Origin of the sequence: Lacticaseibacillus mingshuiensis, from assembly GCF_016861785.1 — a bacterium.
GTDB lineage: Bacteria > Bacillota > Bacilli > Lactobacillales > Lactobacillaceae > Lacticaseibacillus > Lacticaseibacillus mingshuiensis.
In genome coordinates, this window is sequence record NZ_BOLS01000005.1 from 96,112 (window position 1) to 113,787 (window position 17,676).

15 protein-coding genes and 1 riboswitch are annotated in these 17,676 nt (G+C 56.1%); of the genes, 11 read left to right on the forward strand and 4 right to left on the reverse strand.

Annotation, left to right across the window (positions count from 1 at the left end):
* Positions 1 to 190: 190 nt before the first annotated feature.
* The 7 genes from pyk to JUE67_RS04510 all read left to right on the forward strand — a co-directional run bounded on the left by pyk (position 191) and on the right by JUE67_RS04510 (position 8,917).
* Positions 191 to 1,624, forward strand: a complete 1,434-nt coding sequence (gene pyk, locus JUE67_RS04480) for a pyruvate kinase (RefSeq protein ID WP_203626748.1) — start codon at positions 191 to 193, stop codon at positions 1,622 to 1,624.
* 5 nt (positions 1,625 to 1,629) lie between these two features.
* A complete protein-coding gene (locus JUE67_RS04485; protein WP_203626747.1) occupies positions 1,630 to 2,136 on the forward strand; it encodes a GNAT family N-acetyltransferase in 507 nt (168 codons plus the stop codon).
* Between the two features lie 186 nt (positions 2,137 to 2,322).
* Positions 2,323 to 3,636: an NCS2 family permease gene (locus JUE67_RS04490; protein ID WP_203626746.1), complete on the forward strand. Its 1,314-nt coding sequence runs from the start codon at positions 2,323 to 2,325 to the stop codon at positions 3,634 to 3,636.
* Between the two features lie 132 nt (positions 3,637 to 3,768).
* Entirely contained in the window at positions 3,769 to 4,647 is an 879-nt protein-coding gene (locus JUE67_RS04495; RefSeq protein WP_203626745.1) for a MurR/RpiR family transcriptional regulator, read from the forward strand.
* A 277-nt stretch (positions 4,648 to 4,924) separates the two neighbouring features.
* Entirely contained in the window at positions 4,925 to 5,974 is a 1,050-nt protein-coding gene (locus tag JUE67_RS04500) for a DUF871 domain-containing protein (protein ID WP_203626744.1), read from the forward strand.
* A gap of 16 nt (positions 5,975 to 5,990) precedes the next feature.
* Positions 5,991 to 6,899 (forward strand): N-acetylmuramic acid 6-phosphate etherase, encoded by a 909-nt coding sequence (gene murQ, locus JUE67_RS04505; RefSeq protein WP_263974052.1) that lies wholly within the window; start codon positions 5,991 to 5,993, stop codon positions 6,897 to 6,899.
* Positions 6,899 to 8,917 (forward strand): glucose PTS transporter subunit IIA, encoded by a 2,019-nt coding sequence (locus tag JUE67_RS04510; RefSeq protein WP_203626742.1) that lies wholly within the window; start codon positions 6,899 to 6,901, stop codon positions 8,915 to 8,917. Before murQ ends, JUE67_RS04510 begins: the two co-directional genes overlap by 1 nt.
* A 639-nt stretch (positions 8,918 to 9,556) precedes the next feature.
* Here the strand turns inward: JUE67_RS04510 and JUE67_RS04515 are convergent.
* The 4 genes from JUE67_RS04515 to JUE67_RS04530 all read right to left on the reverse strand — a co-directional run bounded on the left by JUE67_RS04515 (position 9,557) and on the right by JUE67_RS04530 (position 13,826).
* Entirely contained in the window at positions 9,557 to 10,309 is a 753-nt protein-coding gene (locus JUE67_RS04515; RefSeq protein ID WP_203626741.1) for an amino acid ABC transporter ATP-binding protein, read from the reverse strand.
* A 13-nt stretch (positions 10,310 to 10,322) separates the two neighbouring features.
* On the reverse strand, positions 10,323 to 11,915 hold the full coding sequence (locus JUE67_RS04520; RefSeq protein ID WP_203626740.1) for an ABC transporter permease subunit: 1,593 nt from the start codon (positions 11,913 to 11,915) through the stop codon (positions 10,323 to 10,325).
* Positions 11,916 to 12,033: 118 nt separating this feature from the next.
* Positions 12,034 to 12,204: riboswitch (Lysine riboswitch) on the reverse strand.
* Between the two features lie 111 nt (positions 12,205 to 12,315).
* Positions 12,316 to 13,179, reverse strand: a complete 864-nt coding sequence (locus JUE67_RS04525) for a CPBP family intramembrane glutamic endopeptidase (RefSeq protein ID WP_203626739.1) — start codon at positions 13,177 to 13,179, stop codon at positions 12,316 to 12,318.
* A 128-nt stretch (positions 13,180 to 13,307) separates the two neighbouring features.
* Positions 13,308 to 13,826, reverse strand: coding sequence for a helix-turn-helix domain-containing protein (locus JUE67_RS04530; RefSeq protein WP_203626738.1), 519 nt, complete (start codon positions 13,824 to 13,826; stop codon positions 13,308 to 13,310).
* A gap of 452 nt (positions 13,827 to 14,278) precedes the next feature.
* Between JUE67_RS04530 and JUE67_RS04535 the strand changes: the two genes are divergently transcribed.
* From JUE67_RS04535 to JUE67_RS04550, 4 genes are all read left to right on the forward strand, one after another.
* A complete protein-coding gene (locus tag JUE67_RS04535) occupies positions 14,279 to 15,268 on the forward strand; it encodes a mannose/fructose/sorbose PTS transporter subunit IIA (protein ID WP_125696333.1) in 990 nt (329 codons plus the stop codon).
* A gap of 111 nt (positions 15,269 to 15,379) precedes the next feature.
* The gene (locus JUE67_RS04540; protein WP_125696332.1) at positions 15,380 to 16,189 is read left to right on the forward strand and encodes a PTS mannose/fructose/sorbose transporter subunit IIC; all 810 of its coding nucleotides are present in this window, start codon (positions 15,380 to 15,382) and stop codon (positions 16,187 to 16,189) included.
* 13 nt (positions 16,190 to 16,202) lie between these two features.
* A complete protein-coding gene (locus JUE67_RS04545; protein ID WP_125696331.1) occupies positions 16,203 to 17,135 on the forward strand; it encodes a PTS system mannose/fructose/sorbose family transporter subunit IID in 933 nt (310 codons plus the stop codon).
* 74 nt (positions 17,136 to 17,209) lie between these two features.
* Complete coding sequence (locus JUE67_RS04550) at positions 17,210 to 17,605, forward strand: DUF956 family protein (protein WP_125696330.1); 396 nt, start codon at positions 17,210 to 17,212, stop codon at positions 17,603 to 17,605.
* The last annotated feature ends 71 nt before the right edge of the window (positions 17,606 to 17,676 follow it).

Here is a 17,676-nt window from a genome sequence, read left to right on the forward strand (position 1 = left end):
TCGATAGACCACCGGGTGAACTGAAATTTATGGGTGGGGCTGCCCGGGGGACCTGTTTTGTCCCGCCCGGCCGGATTGTGGTGCGTCGATATTGTATTTTCGCCATGATTTCTCTACAATGCTAATTGTGATGGCAATCACGGACAAGCAGGCGACGGCGTCTGCGGACAACATATGGAGGGCAATAATTATGCGCAAAACGAAGATCGTTTCGACGCTGGGTCCAGCTTCGAACAATCTGGAAACGATCACGGCACTGATCAATGCTGGTGCCAACATTTTCCGGTTCAACTTCTCACACGGCGATCATCCTGAACATCTCGGCCGGATCAACTTGGCCAAGCAGGCAATGAAGGATACCGGCAAAAAAGTCGGTCTGATGCTTGATACCAAGGGCGCCGAGATTCGCTCTGGCGAAAACACCGACGACGCTGTTTTCGAATACGAGACCGGCGACAAGATCACCCTGACCATGAACACCGGCCTTGATAACACCAAGGACGTTGTTGATGTCAGCTACGCGAACCTGTACGACGACGTGTCGGTTGGCGGCCATGTGCTGTTCGATGATGGGATCCTGGACACCAAGATCATCAGCAAGGACGAAAAGAAGCGCGAATTGACCGTTGAGGTGCAAAACCCAGCTGAACTCGGCTCCAAGAAGGGTGTCAATGCCCCTGGCGTGACCCTGCAGTTGAAGGGGATCACCGAAAAAGACAAGGACGATATCCGTTTTGGGATCAAGCAGGGGATCAACTACATCTCCGCTTCGTTCGTGCGTAAAGTCTCCGATGTCCAGGATCTTCGTCGTCTGCTCAAAGAAGAAGACGCTGAAGATGTCATGATCATCCCAAAGATCGAAAGCCAAGAAGGTATCGACAATGCCAAGGCCATCATCGAAGCCGCTGACGGTGTGATGGTTGCTCGTGGCGACATGGGTGTCGAGATTCCTTATGAAGAAGTCGTTGCCGTTGAGCAGGACCTCATTCATTTGGCCAACCTGATGGGTAAGCCGGTCATCACCGCGACCCAGATGCTTGATTCCATGCAGGAGAACCCGCGCCCGACCCGTGCTGAAGTAACTGACGTGGCCTTTGCTGTTTTGCAGGGCACCGATGCGACCATGCTGTCCGGCGAATCCGCTAACGGGGACTACCCGATCCAGTCTGTTCACACGATGGCTGTTATCGACGAACGTGCCGATCGTATGCGCCCGAGTCACTCCCCAGTCCTTGAAGAACTGAAGACCTCTGGCTCGATCACCACGACCACCGCGATCGCTGCTGTCACCGCTGCAGAGCGCGTGAACGCCAAGGCGATCATCACCCTGACTTCCAGTGGTTACACCGCACGTCAGATCAGCCGCTTCAAGCCGCTGGCCCCGATCATCGCGGTGACCTACGACGAACGCACTGCGGAATCCCTGTTCCTGTCCTGGAACGTGACCCCGATCGTGATCGAGAAGAACGGCGCAACGCTTGAAGCGCTGACCCAAGAAGCTGAAAAGAAGCTCATCGAGAACGGTTCTGCCGCAGAAGGCGATGTTGTCGTTGTTGTCGCTGGCTTGCCGCTTTACGAAGCGGGCAGCACCAACAATGTCATGATTCGTCGTATCGGCGACTAATTTTCATGACGCAAATACGTTTGATGCAGGCCGCAGATGTTGCGGCGATCGATGCGGGCTTTCGAGCCCAAAATTGGCCGCCGCGCACTGCGGTTTTGCAGTCTTATTGGCAAGATCAGCAGGCAGGGCGTCGCCAAGTCTTCGTGGCCGAGCAAAACGGGGTCGTTGCAGGCTACCTCACCTTGGTGCCCCGTGCTGCCCATGGGCCATTTGCCGGTCAGCTGCCCGAGGTGACGGACTTCAATGTGTTCGCCGCTTTTCGTCAGCAGGGCATCGGCACGGCACTGCTCGACGCTGCGGAAAACGTGGCGCGAACCGCTGGCGCCACGGTGATCAGCCTGGGGGTCGGGTTGCATGCGGGGTATGGCCCAGCTCAGCGACTGTACGTCCGGCGCGGCTATGTGCCGGATGGCTCGGGTGTGTGGTATCAAGACCGACCGCTGCCTCAAGAAGCGAGTTGCCGCAATGATGATGCTTTGGTCCTTTACCTCAGCAAGCCGCTTTTCAGTTGAAGAAATGCCCAGGAACCGGTCGTCACAGTGAATATGGCGGCCGGTTCCTTCACGATTACTGAAAAATCGTTCGGGTTTTAACGAATATGCGAAAATTATTTGATTTATCTTTCGGAACAGGATAAGATGATTGTCGTTCGTTTCGGCTATCATTCGGAAAACGTTCGGGTTTTGGAGGGAAATCATATGCTGAATAAGATCTCGACTTACTTTGAGTTTGATAAACTGGGCACGACCTGGAAGCGTGAAGTGCTTGCCGGCTTCACCACCTTTATTTCGATGGCGTACATTCTGTTCGTGAATCCGTCCGTGTTGGGCGCGGCGAATATGGATAAGGGCGCGGTGTTCACGGCGACTGCCTTGGCGAGTGCCCTGGGCTGTTTGCTGATGGGCATCCTTGCGAAGTATCCGATCGCGACGGCGCCTGCGCTGGGCATCAATGCATTTTTTGCCTATTCCGTTGTGATCGGTATGAAGGTCCCTTGGCAGACGGCCTTGGCCGGGGTATTCATCGCCTCGTTGATCTTTATTGTCATCACGATCTTCAAACTGCGCGAGCTGATCATCGACGCGATTCCTTCTGATCTTAAATACGCGATCTCTGGTGGTATCGGGCTGTTCATTGCCTTCCTGGGCCTGTCTGATGGTGGATTGATCGTGGCGAACAAGTCCACGATGATCGGCCTTGGCTCATTGTCCGAGCCGACTACCTGGCTGACGATCTTCGGGTTGATCGTCACCGCCATCTTGATGGTGCGCAAGGTGCCTGGCGCGATCTTCGTCGGGATGGTGCTGACCACGATCTTGGGGCTTGCGACAAAATTGATCGCAATGCCGACTGCCATAGTCTCCGCCGCCCCGAGCCTCAAGCCGACTTTTTTGGTCGCACTCAAACACGTCGGGGACATCAACACCTTGCAGCTGGCAGTGGTGGTATTGACATTCCTGCTGGTCACATTTTTCGACACGGCCGGCACATTGGTCGGGTTGGCCAATCAGGCTGGCTTCATGAAAGACAATAAGATGCCGCGTGTCGGTAAGGCGCTTGCCTCCGATTCCACGGCGATGCTGGTGGGTTCGTTGCTCGGGACATCGCCGGTTGGCGCCTATGTTGAATCTTCCGCCGGGATCGCAGTCGGCGGGCGCTCCGGGTTGACCGCCGTGACGACCGGCGTGTTGTTCCTGTTTGGCCTATTCTTCTCGCCACTGCTGGCAGTCGTTTCCATGCAAGTCACCGCGCCGGCCCTGATCATTGTTGGGGTGCTGATGGCGCAATCGCTTCGCCAGATCAACTGGGATCAATTGGAGATCGCGATTCCGTCCTTCCTGATCTTGATCGGGATGCCACTGACTTACAGCATCTCGGATGGCATCGCGCTGGGCTTCATCGTTTATCCGATCACCATGATCGCCGCCAAGCGTGGCAAGGAAGTTTCGCCGATCATGTACGCGTTGTTCTTTGTTTTTGTCGGGTTCATGTGGATCTTAAATGTGGGCTGACCCGCGTGACATGAGCGGGAGCGGTGCAATTTTCACTGGGAAACAGGCCAAAGCAACCCGCGGCCTGTTTCTTTTTGCTTCCATTCGCCCCAACGATTATGATAGAAGTTATTAACAGGGAGGCGTGTCGGCATGACAGTTCAGGGCAATATCGAAGGTGCAAAGGCACATCTTTCAAGCGCCGAGATGCGGGTGGCGACATACATTCTCGCGCACCCCGATGACGTGATCTCCATGAGCGTGCATGCGCTGGCCGAGGCGGCGGAAACGAGCCCGGCCACGATCTCGCGGCTGGCGCGCAGTCTTAATTTCCCGGGTTATCGTGAGTTGAAACTGCAATTGTCCTCTGACCACAGCCGGGCGCTGGCGGCGCAGACGGACGATCAGATCTACCCCAACGAGCCGATCGACTCGATCAAGTTCAAGCTTCTCACCAATGCCAAGAATTCGCTCGAAGAAACGGTCGACCAGATGCAGGAAGCGCCCCTTCAAGACGCGGTCGCCGCACTGAAAAACGCCTCCCAGGTCGTCTGTTTTGGCGTGGGCGCCTCTTATTTAGCCGCGCTGGATATTTCACAAAAATGGGCACGACTGGGCATTCCAACGCTGGCCAGCAGTGATGTGCATGAACTCTTGCCCCTGACAAGTGGGGAAATGGCGACGAAAAAAGTCTTCTGGGTCGTTTCAAATTCTGGTGAGACCCCCGAGGCGGTTCTGGTCGCGTCCCTGGCCAAGGAAAATGGGGCCACCGTGATCACCATGAGCCGGGTTGGCCAAAATTCGTTGACCAAAGCTGGCAGCATCGCGCTTCAGACCAGCCAACCACGGGAAGGGGCGATTCGGTTCGCGGCTACCCAGTCGCTGCACGCCCAATTTATGATGGTCGACATCGTCTATTACAGCTATGTCAGCCAAAACTATGAGCAGGCGAGTCGACTCGTCCGCGATTCTCGAGAGCAGCTGGATGACTACAAACAGCAGCTTCACCATGTTCTCAAGAAAAATGACTGAGGTTGAGCCAGCCCGGTTATTGAACGCCGCATGACTGGTGCAACCTCAACGATATAACCGCAGGACCAACAGCGGCCACCCGCAAAACAACCGGGTGGCCGCTTTTTGTGTCGATTTTTCGATGACACATGTTGCCTGTCACTGTGTACTACAACAGAAATTATATTTCATAAATTATCTATAACCCTTGAAACTTAATTTCTAACGTGCTATTCTAGTGCCGTTGGTGAAAGTGCTTACACCGTCCGACACAGCGGCGGCGCAAAGGGGGCTTTTGATGATCGGATCTTCCATTTATTTGACCGAACCACTCACTGAACGGGATCACCAGGAACTCAAGCAACTCGCCCAGGCCGGGTTTAGCGGGGTCTTCACCTCGCTGCACATCCCGGAAGATGACGCCGCGGCCTTACTGCCACGGCTTCGTCAACTGGCAACCTGGTGCCAAGAGACCAAGCAGACGCTGACCGCCGATATCTCAGCGGATTTTGTCGCCAAGCTTGGGTGGGACCTTGCCCGACCAGAGTCGATCTTGGCCGCTGGGGTCACGGCGTTGCGCTTGGATTTTGGGGTCGATCTGCCGACCATTGCCCGGCTCTCGCGGGCAATGCCGGTGGCGCTGAACGCAAGCACGCTTGATGAGCCGGATCTGAACCAGCTGGCCGAGGCCGGCGCGGACTTTTCTCATATTGAAGCATGGCATAATTTTTATCCGCGTCCCGAAACTGGCTTGGCTCGTGATTGGTTTGTCGCGAAAAATCGGCTGTTTCATCGCCATGGGTTGAAGACGCAAGCCTTTATCCCGGGTGATGGGGTGTTGCGTGGGCCACTATTCAAAGGCCTGCCGACGCTTGAAGATCATCGCAACTGGGCGCCACTGGCCGCAATGTTGGACCTGCAGACGCTGGGGACGGATCTCATCTATGTCGGTGATAATGCACTCAGTGAGGCTAGTTTGCGGGCCATCGCCGCAAATCAACAAGACGGGACCGTCACCCTGCGAGTGGCGGGGTTGCCGGAGACGTTGGCGCAGACTTGGCACAACCGGCCAGACGCCGCACGTGATGTGATCCGGATCGAGGAGAGTCGCTTCGCCTTGCCGCTGGATCGACCGGCGCCAAGCACGATGCAGTCTCGGCCGCTGGGCACCCTGACCGTGGATAACACGGCATACGGGCGTTATGCCGGCGAGGTCCAACTAACGACCTGTGATCTGCCGGCTGATGAGGCGGTCAACGTGCTTGGACGCGTCATCGAACCGGATCGCCCACTGCTTGATTTTATCGGCGGCGGGCAGGCACTGACGCTTGTGCCAGCACCGAAGTAAAAGAGAGGATGTTGTCATTTTGAATCTGTCAGAACTTACAACGGAAACGCGTAATCAAAAAACAATGCACCTGGATACCATGAGTGTCCATGAGTTTGCCACGACCATGAACGCCGAGGACCAGACTGTCGCCGTCAGCGTTGCCAAGGCCTTGCCACAGATCGAGCAGGCGATCGAGACGATCACCGCGCGGTTCAATCGCGGCGGCCGCCTGTTTTACATGGGTGCTGGCACCAGTGGGCGGCTGGGCGTTCTGGACGCGGCCGAATGCGTGCCGACCTTTGGCACCGAGCCAGAAATGGTGCAGGGGCTGATTGCAGGCGGCATGTCCGCAATGACCGTCGCCGTTGAAGGGGCGGAAGATAATGTGCAACTCGGCGCCGACGATCTGAAAAATGCCAACCTCACCGACAATGACACCGTGGTCGGCATCGCTGCCAGCGGCCGGACGCCTTATGTGGTCGGTGGGCTGGATTACGCCAAAACAGTTGGGGCCGCGACCATCGCCTTGTCCTGCAACAAGGACAGCGTGATCTCGGCGCATGCCGCCCTGGCGATCGAAGTCCCAGTCGGCCCCGAAGTCTTGACGGGCTCCACACGACTCAAAGCTGGTACAGCTCAAAAAATGGTCTTGAATATGTTGTCCACCGGCGCTATGGTGGGCATTGGTAAGGCTTATGGCAACTTGATGGTCGATGTGCGGCCGACAAATGAAAAATTGGTCGAGCGCAGTAAACGCATCATTCAGGAAGCTACCGACTGCGATGCCGACACCGCGGCGGCGATGTTTGAGGCAGCAGATCACGACGTCAAACTCGCGATCGTCATGACCTTGACGAACCTGCCAAAAGCCGACGCACAGGCGCGCTTGAAAGCAGGCAATGGCTTTATTGCGAAAGCAATTTCCAAGGAGGGTGAAAAGTAATGGCTGAAGACAAATATCAGGTTCTTGCCAAAGAGATCTATGATCACATTGGCGGCCCTGACAACGTGCAAAAAGTGATTCACTGTATGACCCGCGTACGGATCACCTTGAAAGATGATTCCAAAGCGGATACCGAGGGCCTGAAAAAGGTGCCTGGTGTGCTGGGTGTTGCCAACGAGGATACCTACCAAGTCATCGTCGGCCCTGGTGTTGTAAACAAGGTCGCCGCTGACATGGTCGCCCAAGTTGGCGTTGGCCTCGGCGAGCCGTTCCCAACAGCCGCTGGTGGCGCCATGGCCTCGGCTGCGACGGACTATCAGTCAGGCAAGGCGGCCGTTGAAGCAAAGGCCGCTGAAGTCCACGCCGCACATAAGGCTGCGCAAAAGCAGACCTGGTGGCGTGCTGCATTGAAGCATATTTCCGGCATTTTCATTCCACTGATTCCAGCCTTTGTTGGCGCCGGGTTGATTTCTGGTATCGCAGGGATCTTGAGCAACTTAATGACCGTTGGGACGCTCGGCGGCGGTTGGGCGCAATTCATCCTGGTCCTTAAAGTTATCAACGGTGGACTGTTCACCTATCTGAACATCTACGTTGGCATCAACGCCGCCAAGGAATTCGGCGCAACTGAAGGCCTCGGCGGGATCATGGGTGGCCTCGTGCTGTTGCCTGGCGTCGTCGCCGGCACCGCTGCGACCACCATCACCAACATTTTCACCGGCCAGGCTCTGACGGCTGGTTCCGGTGGGATCATCGGGGTCCTGTTCTCCGTTTGGATCCTGTCTTATGTTGAAAAATTCTTCCACAAGCATATTCCGGATTCTGTTGACATTATTTTCACGCCATTTTTGACATTGCTCATCATGGGTGTGTTCACCATCTTCCTGGTCATGCCTGCTGCGGGTTGGCTCTCCAACTCCTTGGTCGGCGGCATCAACTGGATCTTGAACGTCGGTGGTGCCTTCTCCGGCTTCATCCTCGGCTTGGTCTTCCTGCCGATGGTGATGTTGGGTCTGCACCAGATTCTGACGCCAATTCACCTGTCCATGATCGCCAAGCTGCACAATACGCCGCTTCTGCCGATCTTGGCGATGGCTGGCGGCGGCCAGGTCGGCGCGGCGATCGCACTGTGGATCCGTTGCCGTAAGAATAAGCAACTGACAAACATGATCAAAGGGGCGTTGCCTGTCGGGATTCTCGGCGTTGGCGAACCGTTGATCTATGGTGTTTCCCTGCCACTTGGCCGGCCGTTCATCACCGCATGTATCGGTGGTGGGATCGGCGGTGCCGTTATTGGCGGCATCGGGAACATCGGGTCGATCACCATCGGCCCATCTGGTATCGCGCTTATTCCGTTGATCTATCAAAATCGTTGGTTTGGTTATGTTCTTGGCCTGCTCGCAGCCTATGTTGGCGGGTTCATCGCCACGTACTTCTTCGGTGTGCCGAAGTCCGCGATGGTTGCCAAGGATGAAATGGGCAACCTGCTGACCGCAGACGGCGTTGTTGCAGACGCCCCTGTTGGCGCAGACGAGCCTGTTGAAGCACCAGTCGTTGCGGGTGCCAGTCAATTTGTTGCAACTGCTGCTGGTCAATTAAAGCACCTCGATCAAGTCAATGACTCTGTTTTTTCTACCAAGATGGTCGGTGATGGGTATGCCATCGATCCAACCATGGAAACGATCGTCGCCCCAGTCACTGGGACGATCGCGAATATCCAAGATACCAAGCATGCCTTCATGATGACGACCGAGACCGGATTTGAAGTGATGGTCCACATGGGTCTTGATACCGTTGAAATGAAGGGAGCGCCCTTCACCATTGAGATGAAGGAAGGCCAGCATGTCACTGCCGGCCAGCAAGTTGCCATGATGGATCTAGCGGCTGTGAAAGCGGCTGGCCATGACACCACGATCATCACCGTGGTCACCAACATGGATCACGTCGATAACATCCAGGACTTCCAGGATGGCAAAGTCGATGTGGGCGATAAAGTCGCCATGATCACCAGCAAGTAACACATTTGGTCCACAGCCCTGTTTGCGGCACACGCAGGCAAAAACGCTGTGACTCCCCCCAAATGTGAAAGCGCCGCGCACTTGTCAATGACAGGTGGGCGGCGCTTTTTTTCGTCTGATGGGGATGGAACACATCAATCGTCCAGGCCGAACTACCTGCCCACCCCTGAACGCCGCGCTGCGCACCCTTTTCCTAGTAAGGCTCCGGTCCGCATGGTCGGGACGTCTAACTGTCTCGTGCACTCGATGGCGAAGGGCGCCATCAAGCACCCGAGCCAAGTTAGCCGCCCGACCATCCCGCGGACCTGCGCACCCTAGTTGGGCTCCGCCGAGCAGGGGTGGAACATGTAGTCGTCCCGGCCGCTCGATGGCCAAGTGCGCCATCAATCGTCCAGGCCGAACTACCTGCCCACCCCTAAACGCTCGGCTGCGCACCCTTTTCCTAGTCGGGTTCCGCGCGGCAGGTCTGAGGCATCTAACTGGGTCCGGCACTCGGGGCTAAGAACGGCCCCAAGCACCAGACCCTGTTAGCTGCTCAGACCTGAACGCCGCGCTGCGCACCCTTCAAAAAAACGGCGGCACCGACGCGCTACTGTTGCGCTCGGTGTCGCCGTTCATATTAGGGGGTTGTTGCAAAGATCAGGCGCGGGTCAGGTAACGCCGCAGGAATTCCTGTGTGCGCGCTTCTTGCGGATGCTCGAAGATCTGTTCCGCGGTGCCGCTTTCGGCGATCACGCCTTCATCCATGAAGAACACGCGGTCCGACACATCTTGGGCGAACGCCATTTCGTGAGTGACAACGATCATCGTCAGGCCAGTGTGGGCCAAGGCGGTCATCGCGTTGAGGACATCATCGACCATTTCCGGATCTAGCGCAGAGGTTGGCTCATCGAACAGCAAGACTTCTGGATCCATCGCTTCGGCGCGGGCAATCGCCACACGCTGCTGCTGACCACCGGAAAGTTGGCCCGGCTTCGCGTTGATGAACGGCTCCATGCCGACTTGCTTGAGCAGGTCCAGCGCATGGGCCTTGGCTTCGGCGGCGTCGCGCTTCAACACTGTTTCCTGAGGGACGACGACATTGTCGAGGACGGTCAGGTTGTGAAACAGGTTGAAGCTCTGGAACACCATGCCAACATGGGCACGGTATTGGCGCAGGTCAAAATTGTCAGCTAAAATGCTTTGGCCGTGGAATAGGATGTCGCCATCGGTCGGTTCCTCAAGCAGATTGATGTTGCGCAAAAGCGTCGACTTGCCAGAGCCGGATTTCCCGATCACGGAGATCACTTCGCCGCGATTAACGGAAAAACTGATATCCTTGAGCACTTCATGGTCGCCAAAAGTTTTTTTGAGGTCCTTGACCTCGAGAATCGTTTCGTTTGAATCAGTCATGTTGTGCTCCTTTCTAGCCGATCTTTGGGGTCTCGACTTGCATCTGATTAGTCATGACGTTGTAGTTCTTTGGCCCGTCCATGTGTTTTTCAACAATTCGGAACAGGCGGCTGATGGTGAAGGTCAAGATGAGGTAAATGGCCGAGACCACCAGGTAGGTGTGGAAGAACTGGAAGTTTTGCCCAGCGACAGTCTCCGCGGAGAAGAACAATTCGGAAACGGAGATGACGGAAAGAACGGATGTATCCTTGATGTTGACGATAAATTCGTTGGTGACAGCCGGCAAACTGTTGCGAATCGCTTGCGGCAAGATGACCTTGATCATGGTCTGCAGATGGGTCATGCCCAGTGCGTGGGCGGCTTCGAACTGGCCAGGGTCGACCGAGGTGATGCCCCCACGAATGATCTCGGAAATGTAAGCACCGGTGTTGATCGAGACGATCAGCAACGCGGCGGCCGTCCGATCCATGTTCAAGTGGAAAGCCTGGGCGGCGCCATAGTACAGCACAGCGGCCTGGACGATCATTGGGGTGCCACGGAAGACTTCAATATAAACGGCGAGCAGCCAGTTGCCGATCGCACGCAGGCCGCGCTTGCCCTTGCTCTTTGGGACTGGGGTGGTGCGGGCGATGCCGACCAGCAAGCCGATCAGGAAGCCAACAACGGTCCCGATCAAGGAGATCAGCAGGGTCATGCCAGTGCCGCGGAGCAACATCGGACCGTATTGCTTGAGCAAGGCGACCAACCAGTTGCCGGTGCTGCCGCTAGATGGCTGGTTTGCGACCGCCTCGTTCATCAGGCGGTCACGCGTCTTTTGTGGGATCTTGGCGAGTTCCGCATTGATCCTGGCCTTATCAGGATCGTTTTTCCGCAGGCCGATCGCCAGGTCGACGTCTTCAGGATTGGTCTTGAATCCGTTGGCCTTGTCGAAGCGCAGGTAGGTGAGGTCCGGGTTGGCGTCTTCGGCGGTGATGCCTTCTGGAACTTCGGAGACATAACCATCGATGGTGCCGGATTCAAGGGCGACACGCATCGCCGGAAAATCGTTCATCGCCGGTTCCTTGATCGCGCCTTTGAGCTGATCGATCGCCTCATAATGGAAGGTATTCAGCTGGGCTGTGATCTTGGCGCCTTTGAAATCTTTGATGCTGGTGGCCTTAGCATACTTGCTATCGCGCCGGACCACGACCGTCAACTTGCTGGCGTAATAGGTGCTGGAAAAATCGATCGCCTTGCGCCGTTCCGCAGTCGGGGACATGCCGGCGATGATCGCGTCGATTTTGCCCGAGGTCAAGGCTGGCTGCAGGCCATCCCAAGAAGTCTTCACAACGACGACCTTTTTGCCCAGCGCCTTGGCGACCTTTTTCGCCATCTGAACATCGTAGCCGTTCGCCCATTCAGACGAGCCTTCGATCTTGACCGCCCCGTTTGCACTGGTGCTTTGCGTCCAGTTGAACGGTGCGTAGCCGGCTTCCATGCCGACCTTGAATGTCCCATCATCTGCCGCTTGCGTCGATTGCGGGGCCAAACTGCCCGCCGCCAGCGCAAGTGCTGCCGCAAGCCCGGCCGCTAAGCCCAGCGCGCGTCGCCAAATCCTGTTCTTCATGTAAAAACTCTCCCTTCGTGTGGTGACAAACCAAACCGCCGGGGGAAATAGAGCAAACTTAAAGGGGCTGACCTCTAGATAAATAAAAGGTCAGCCCCTGCTGCTTCTGTCGTTAGACAAGAATCATAGCGCTCCGCATTGCTGCGACAGTCCAAGCGATATTGTCGCTTGGCCCAACCTTGTGTTCCTCTGAGAGAACGCAAGATTTCGGCGGTGGATGCTTACGGCTGATTCAACGTGCTCAGGCACTCCTCAGTGTTCGTCAGGCCCCGCGACCTCTATTTCTTGGTGTTATTCGAATGTCTGAAGCCCACACTAAAGGACTCGGCCGACCTTGTCAACCCCTCCTAGCCAAAAAAGTGGCGAAAAGATGAATTTTTGGTGAGAGATGAAAGGACGCCTATAGGTTTCGCTTCTTTGCAGGCAGCGACGCGTCGCTTGAGTCGCTCGGAGCGGCAGCCGCAGCCGGCTTTGCTGCGACCTGGGTCGTCGGCACATTTATTGCCCGGGAAATACGAGGCGAACGCGGCAGCGTCCCCATTAGCGCAAGCCCGATCACGAGACAGCCACCAGTCAGCGCCGCAAAGCTCAGCCAACCCCACCAACTGCCACCCATGCTGGATGTACCATTGAGGTCAAAATAATAAGTGATCGTGTCGAAAAGGGTGTGCGCTAGAATCGGCACCAGCAGGTTATGCGTCGTCAGAAATAGCGCGGCCATCGCGAGGCCAAATGTCATGGTATAGATGACCTGCAGCCCTGTTTGCCAGAGACTCTGCGCGCCCCCAGCATTCAGCAGATGCAACAGCCCGAATATGATCGCTGAGACCACTGCCGCAAACCAGGTATTAGAAACGGCGCTCGGGGCGTGTTTGGCCAAAATAAAGAGTAGGGGGCCACGGCAAAGAATCTCTTCCATCACCCCTGCGGCCAAGCCTAACAGCAGGGCCTCACCGAGCCGAGACCAAGACCAGCCAGGAAAACGGCCGAGGTCCAGACAATTCAGGGTGATTATGAGGGCGGCCGCGCCGAGGGCAGGGACGAGGTGCTCTGGTTTTTCAAACAGTGGCAACCGCAACCAGCTCACAGACAGGCCCACCATGACCAGGCCAACGATCAATTGGACCAGGGCAACGCGGGCGTTCTCGTCTAACGGTCCGTGGCGGAACATGAAGGCAAATAAGATCAACGAAACCAAACTAATGCCGAGGACTGCGAGCGATTTTATCTCGAGGTGCTTGGGTAATAAAGCAAGATCTGTCATGGTCAGGACCACCTTAGTTTTTGAGTCGGGGATGAGCCCCACCTCAAAGCCTAACCTGGCTGGCCCCGCCAAACGAGCACCACTTGGTTGCATCGCCGCCGCAACCGGCAGGCGCGGGTGGCGCGCCGCTAGTGGCTTCCCAGGCCGACCAAGAAGCCGCCCAAGCCGTTGATCAAGATCGGGAGCCAACAGAACGCGAGGGCCAGCCATAATGACCATTTCAGTCCGCGGGGCAGCTGAGCCCAGAGCGGCTGGCGCTGCACGCGGCCCATTGCCCACAGAAAAAGGGTCGCGCCGGCAAGCCCCAGCAGGTCCGGCAGCCAGCTGGTGCCTGCGGTGTGCGTCAGGACCAGCGGCAAGGTGAGCAGCAGGGTGGCCAGGGGTAGCCCGAGCCAAAAGACACGTCGTTCTTTTTGCTGGTCCTGCTGGCGCAGGGCCGCAAGCAGCATTAAGTCCGCCCGCAACAAGTCATCCAGGCTGACCCCGAACTGATCACTGATACTGACGATATTGTCAAAACTGGGCTGGGCGCTACCCGTTTCCCACTTGGACACGGATTGACGGGAAATATGCAGCTGGTCGGCAAGGGCCTGCTGCGATAAATGATGCTCGAGTCGGATGTTGCGAATCTGATCGCCGATCGCCATTTTGGGGCCTCCTTCATCATGCGTCCTATTGATGATGCGCCTCTTTTGCCGCAATTGGCGCGCAGAGTGCAGATCTGCACCGCCCGTGATTGGCTTGCAGCGAAAAATGAGCGCTTTCAGAAATTGTCATTCAGAATACATAAATATAGTTTGTAAATAATTGAACTTACTTCGTGCAACCGGTTTCGGTTTCTGAAATGTTTCGCCAATATTGGGCTGTGCCCTAAGTCCGGCGTCTCATGGGGGTCACCGGGGCCAAAAATGGCAGCGGTTCCGCGAAAAAAAGTTGGCACGAGAATGTTACTAACACAACCCTTTCATGAAAACGCCTTATTTTTCGAGTCGTTTTGATTGCATTCAATGAAAGCAATGTTTAGACTGTTTTCTGGAGCTGATGGGCGCCTATTTTGCCATGGGCTGGTCCATCTTATCTTTTACTAGGAGGCGACATTATGGTCGGTATCATTCTTGCCAGTCACGGCGAATTCGCGGCTGGCATCAAACAATCCGGGCAGATGATTTTCGGCGAGCAAGAAGACGTCGAAGTCGTGACCTTCATGCCCAATGAAGGTCCGGACGATCTGCACCAACACCTGGAAGACGCGATCGCCAAACTCTCCGACCAGGAACAAGTGCTGTTCCTGATCGATCTGTGGAGCGGTTCACCGTTCAACCAGGCCAATCTCATCTTGGCGGATCACGAAGACAAATGGGCAATGGTCACAGGGCTCAATTTGCCGATGCTGATCGAAGCCTATGGATCACGGCTGTCGATGGATTCGGCGCAGGACATTGCGGCGCATATCGTCGAAGCCGGGCGTGACGGTGTCAAAGTCAAGCCGGAAAGTCTGGAACCACAAGCAGCTGAAGCCCCTGCCGCAGCGGCCGCGCCGGCGCAGGCCGCTGGCGCATTGCCAGAAGGCACGGTGCTGGGCGATGGCAAGATCAAGATCGGGCTCGCCCGCATCGATTCCCGTCTGCTTCATGGCCAGGTCGCAACGGCTTGGACCAAATCCGTGCAGCCGACGCGCATCATCGTCGTGTCTGACAACGTTGCGCATGACAACCTGCGCAAGACCTTGATCACTGAGGCCGCGCCTCCTGGTGTCAAAGCCAACGTGATTCCGATTCAGAAAATGATCGACATTTTCAAGGACCCACGCTTTGGCACGACCAAGGCACTGCTACTCTTTGAAAATCCGGAAGACGTTGTGCGCGTGGTGGATGGCGGGGTCGAACTGCCAGAAGTCAATGTTGGCTCGATGGCCCATTCGGAAGGCAAAGTGATGATCAACAACGTGCTGTCCGTCAATCAGGAAGACGTTGATGCCTTCAAGCACCTCGAATCAAAAGGGGTCAAGTTCAACGTGCAAAAGGTCCCAACGGATAGCAAAGCCAATTTGGATGATCTGCTGAAAAAGTCGGGTCTCAAGGGCGTTTGATCAGGAAATAGACAAGTGGCGCTTTGAAGCAGAGCTTTTCGCGGCCATTTTGCGGGACGCGCAGACGCAGCTGCTTCGCTGCTTGTCTCACTACATATTAGGAGGAGAACAATGTCTGCAATTACCATTATTCTCGTACTCATCGTTGCGTTTTTTGCCGGGATGGAAGGCATTCTTGATGAGTTCGAATTCCATCAGCCGATCATCGCCTGTGCGTTGATCGGGCTGGTGACCGGGCACCCAGTTGAAGGACTGCTGCTCGGCGGCCAACTGCAACTGATTGCCCTTGGCTGGATGAACGTCGGCGCCGCGGTTGCGCCGGATGCCGCCTTGGCCTCTGTTGCGGCCGCAATCTTGGTCACCATGAAGGGCAGCGACGTGGATACCGCTGTTGCCTTGGCAATGCCACTGGCTGTTGCCGGTCTGGTTCTGACCATTTTCGTGCGTTCCATCACCGTTGGGTTGGCGCATGGCGCTGACAACCAGGCGAAAAAAGGCTCGTTCCGCGGCGTCGAAGCGTATCATTTAACGGCGCTGATGCTGCAGGGCCTGCGTATCGTCATTCCTGCAGCACTGGTCATCGCCATTCCGGCAGAGACCGTGCAAGGCGTCCTGAACGCGATTCCGGAAGTGATCAAGTTCGGGCTGCAGGCTGGCGGTGGCATGATCGTCGCAGTTGGTTATGCGATGGTCATCAATATGATGGCCACGCCTGCTTTGTGGCCGTGGTTCTTCATCGGTTTTGCAATGTCCGCCGTTTCCGAGATCTCGCTGATCGGGATGGGGATCATCGGCGTCTGCCTGGCCCTTGTTTACCTGCAGCTGTCGCCTAAATTCAATGGCGGCGGTGGCAACAGTGGTGGCAATGCCGGCGGTGCCGGGGGCGACCCACTCGACGACATCTTGAACGATTACGAGTAAGGAGGAATCGACAATGGCTGATGAACAAATTCAATTGACCAAAAAGGACCGCCTGCATGTTTGGTGGCGCAGTCAGTTTCTCCAAGCGTCCTGGAACTACGAACGGATGCAAAACGTTGGCTGGGCATATTCCATGATTCCGGCCCTGAAGAAACTGTACAAGACCGAAGACGACCGGGCGGCTGCCCTTAAGCGCCACCTGGAATTCTTCAACACACACCCATACTTGGCCTCACCGGTCCTTGGGGTCGAAATGTCCCTTGAGGAAAAACGCGCAAATGGCGCCGCAATCGACGACAAAGCGATTCAAGGGGTCAAAATTGGGATGATGGGCCCGCTAGCTGGTGTCGGCGACCCGATCTTCTGGGGGACCATGCGTCCTGTTATTGGGGCGTTTGCGGCTTCCCTTGCACTGAAGTCCAGCTGGCTTGGCCCGATCTTCTTCTTCGTTGTGTGGAACGTGATGCGGATGGCCTTCCTGTGGTACACCCAGGAACTCGGTTACCGCCAAGGCGAAAACATTACGCAGGACCTGTCCGGCGGCTTCATGCAGAAACTGACCACCGGCGCGTCGATCTTAGGGATGTTCATCATGGGCGTCCTAGTGCCACGATGGACCACAATGAAGTTCCCGATGATCACCAGTACGATCGCCAACGACAAGAAGAGTTTGGTCGATTTCTCCGCGATCAACGGAACTGGTGCACACAAGGCTGAGGATTGGCGGAACGTGATCGATCAGATCCGCAACGGCAGCAACGTTGACGTCAACAAGGTCACGACCTTGCAGGCAACGTTTGACCAGTTGATCTACGGTTTGATGCCACTTCTTTTGACGCTGGTCTGCGTCTGGCTCTTACGCAAAAAGGTCAGCCCGATCATCATCATCTTCGCGCTGTTTGGCCTGGGGATCCTGGGCTACTGGAGCGGCGTGCTCGGTGCCTAAAGATAAGCCAAAAGACGGGGTCAACGCCTCGTCTTTTTTGTTAAAATAGGGTATTCAGAAAGGCGGCGACAGGCATGGTCGAATCACTCAATCACGAGGTCGAATACGCGATCAAGGTCAACGCGATGCTCAACCCGAATTCTCCGCGGCCCGGCGTGATGGCGTTTGGCGACAAGGGAATGGAATACCGGGCCAACAGCGGCGCGGGCTTCGTTCAGATTCCCTGGGAAAATGTGGCGCTGATTCGAGCTCAAGTCGTCGGCAAAAAACACATCCGCGGCATTTACATCGACCTCGATGACGGTCGGACGATGAACTTCGTCGTTTCAGATGCCATCCCGGCGTTGCGCGTGGCCCGCAAATATCTGGGTTCGGAAAAATTGGTCCGGGCAAAGACGATGAGCGGCCAGGTGAAGAAATGGTTCCGTAAGCATTTTGGCAAAAAGACAGGCGATCGCGCGGCAAAATAGCGGCGTGTCAGTCATGTGAATCGCAGTTCCAACAAGGCGCAGGGCATCTCTCCTGGCGCCTTGTTTGTTTG

Coding starts and splice junctions, on each gene's coding strand:
- pyk (WP_203626748.1), top strand. CDS start 191: ATGCGCAAAACGAAGATCGTTTCGACGCTGGGTCCAGCTTCGAACAAT.
- JUE67_RS04485 (WP_203626747.1), top strand. CDS start 1,630: ATGACGCAAATACGTTTGATGCAGGCCGCAGATGTTGCGGCGATCGAT.
- JUE67_RS04490 (WP_203626746.1), top strand. CDS start 2,323: ATGCTGAATAAGATCTCGACTTACTTTGAGTTTGATAAACTGGGCACG.
- JUE67_RS04495 (WP_203626745.1), top strand. CDS start 3,769: ATGACAGTTCAGGGCAATATCGAAGGTGCAAAGGCACATCTTTCAAGC.
- JUE67_RS04500 (WP_203626744.1), top strand. CDS start 4,925: ATGATCGGATCTTCCATTTATTTGACCGAACCACTCACTGAACGGGAT.
- JUE67_RS04510 (WP_203626742.1), top strand. CDS start 6,899: ATGGCTGAAGACAAATATCAGGTTCTTGCCAAAGAGATCTATGATCAC.
- JUE67_RS04515 (WP_203626741.1), bottom strand. CDS start 10,309: ATGACTGATTCAAACGAAACGATTCTCGAGGTCAAGGACCTCAAAAAA.
- JUE67_RS04520 (WP_203626740.1), bottom strand. CDS start 11,915: ATGAAGAACAGGATTTGGCGACGCGCGCTGGGCTTAGCGGCCGGGCTT.
- JUE67_RS04525 (WP_203626739.1), bottom strand. CDS start 13,179: ATGACAGATCTTGCTTTATTACCCAAGCACCTCGAGATAAAATCGCTC.
- JUE67_RS04530 (WP_203626738.1), bottom strand. CDS start 13,826: ATGGCGATCGGCGATCAGATTCGCAACATCCGACTCGAGCATCATTTA.
- JUE67_RS04535 (WP_125696333.1), top strand. CDS start 14,279: ATGGTCGGTATCATTCTTGCCAGTCACGGCGAATTCGCGGCTGGCATC.
- JUE67_RS04540 (WP_125696332.1), top strand. CDS start 15,380: ATGTCTGCAATTACCATTATTCTCGTACTCATCGTTGCGTTTTTTGCC.
- JUE67_RS04545 (WP_125696331.1), top strand. CDS start 16,203: ATGGCTGATGAACAAATTCAATTGACCAAAAAGGACCGCCTGCATGTT.
- JUE67_RS04550 (WP_125696330.1), top strand. CDS start 17,210: ATGGTCGAATCACTCAATCACGAGGTCGAATACGCGATCAAGGTCAAC.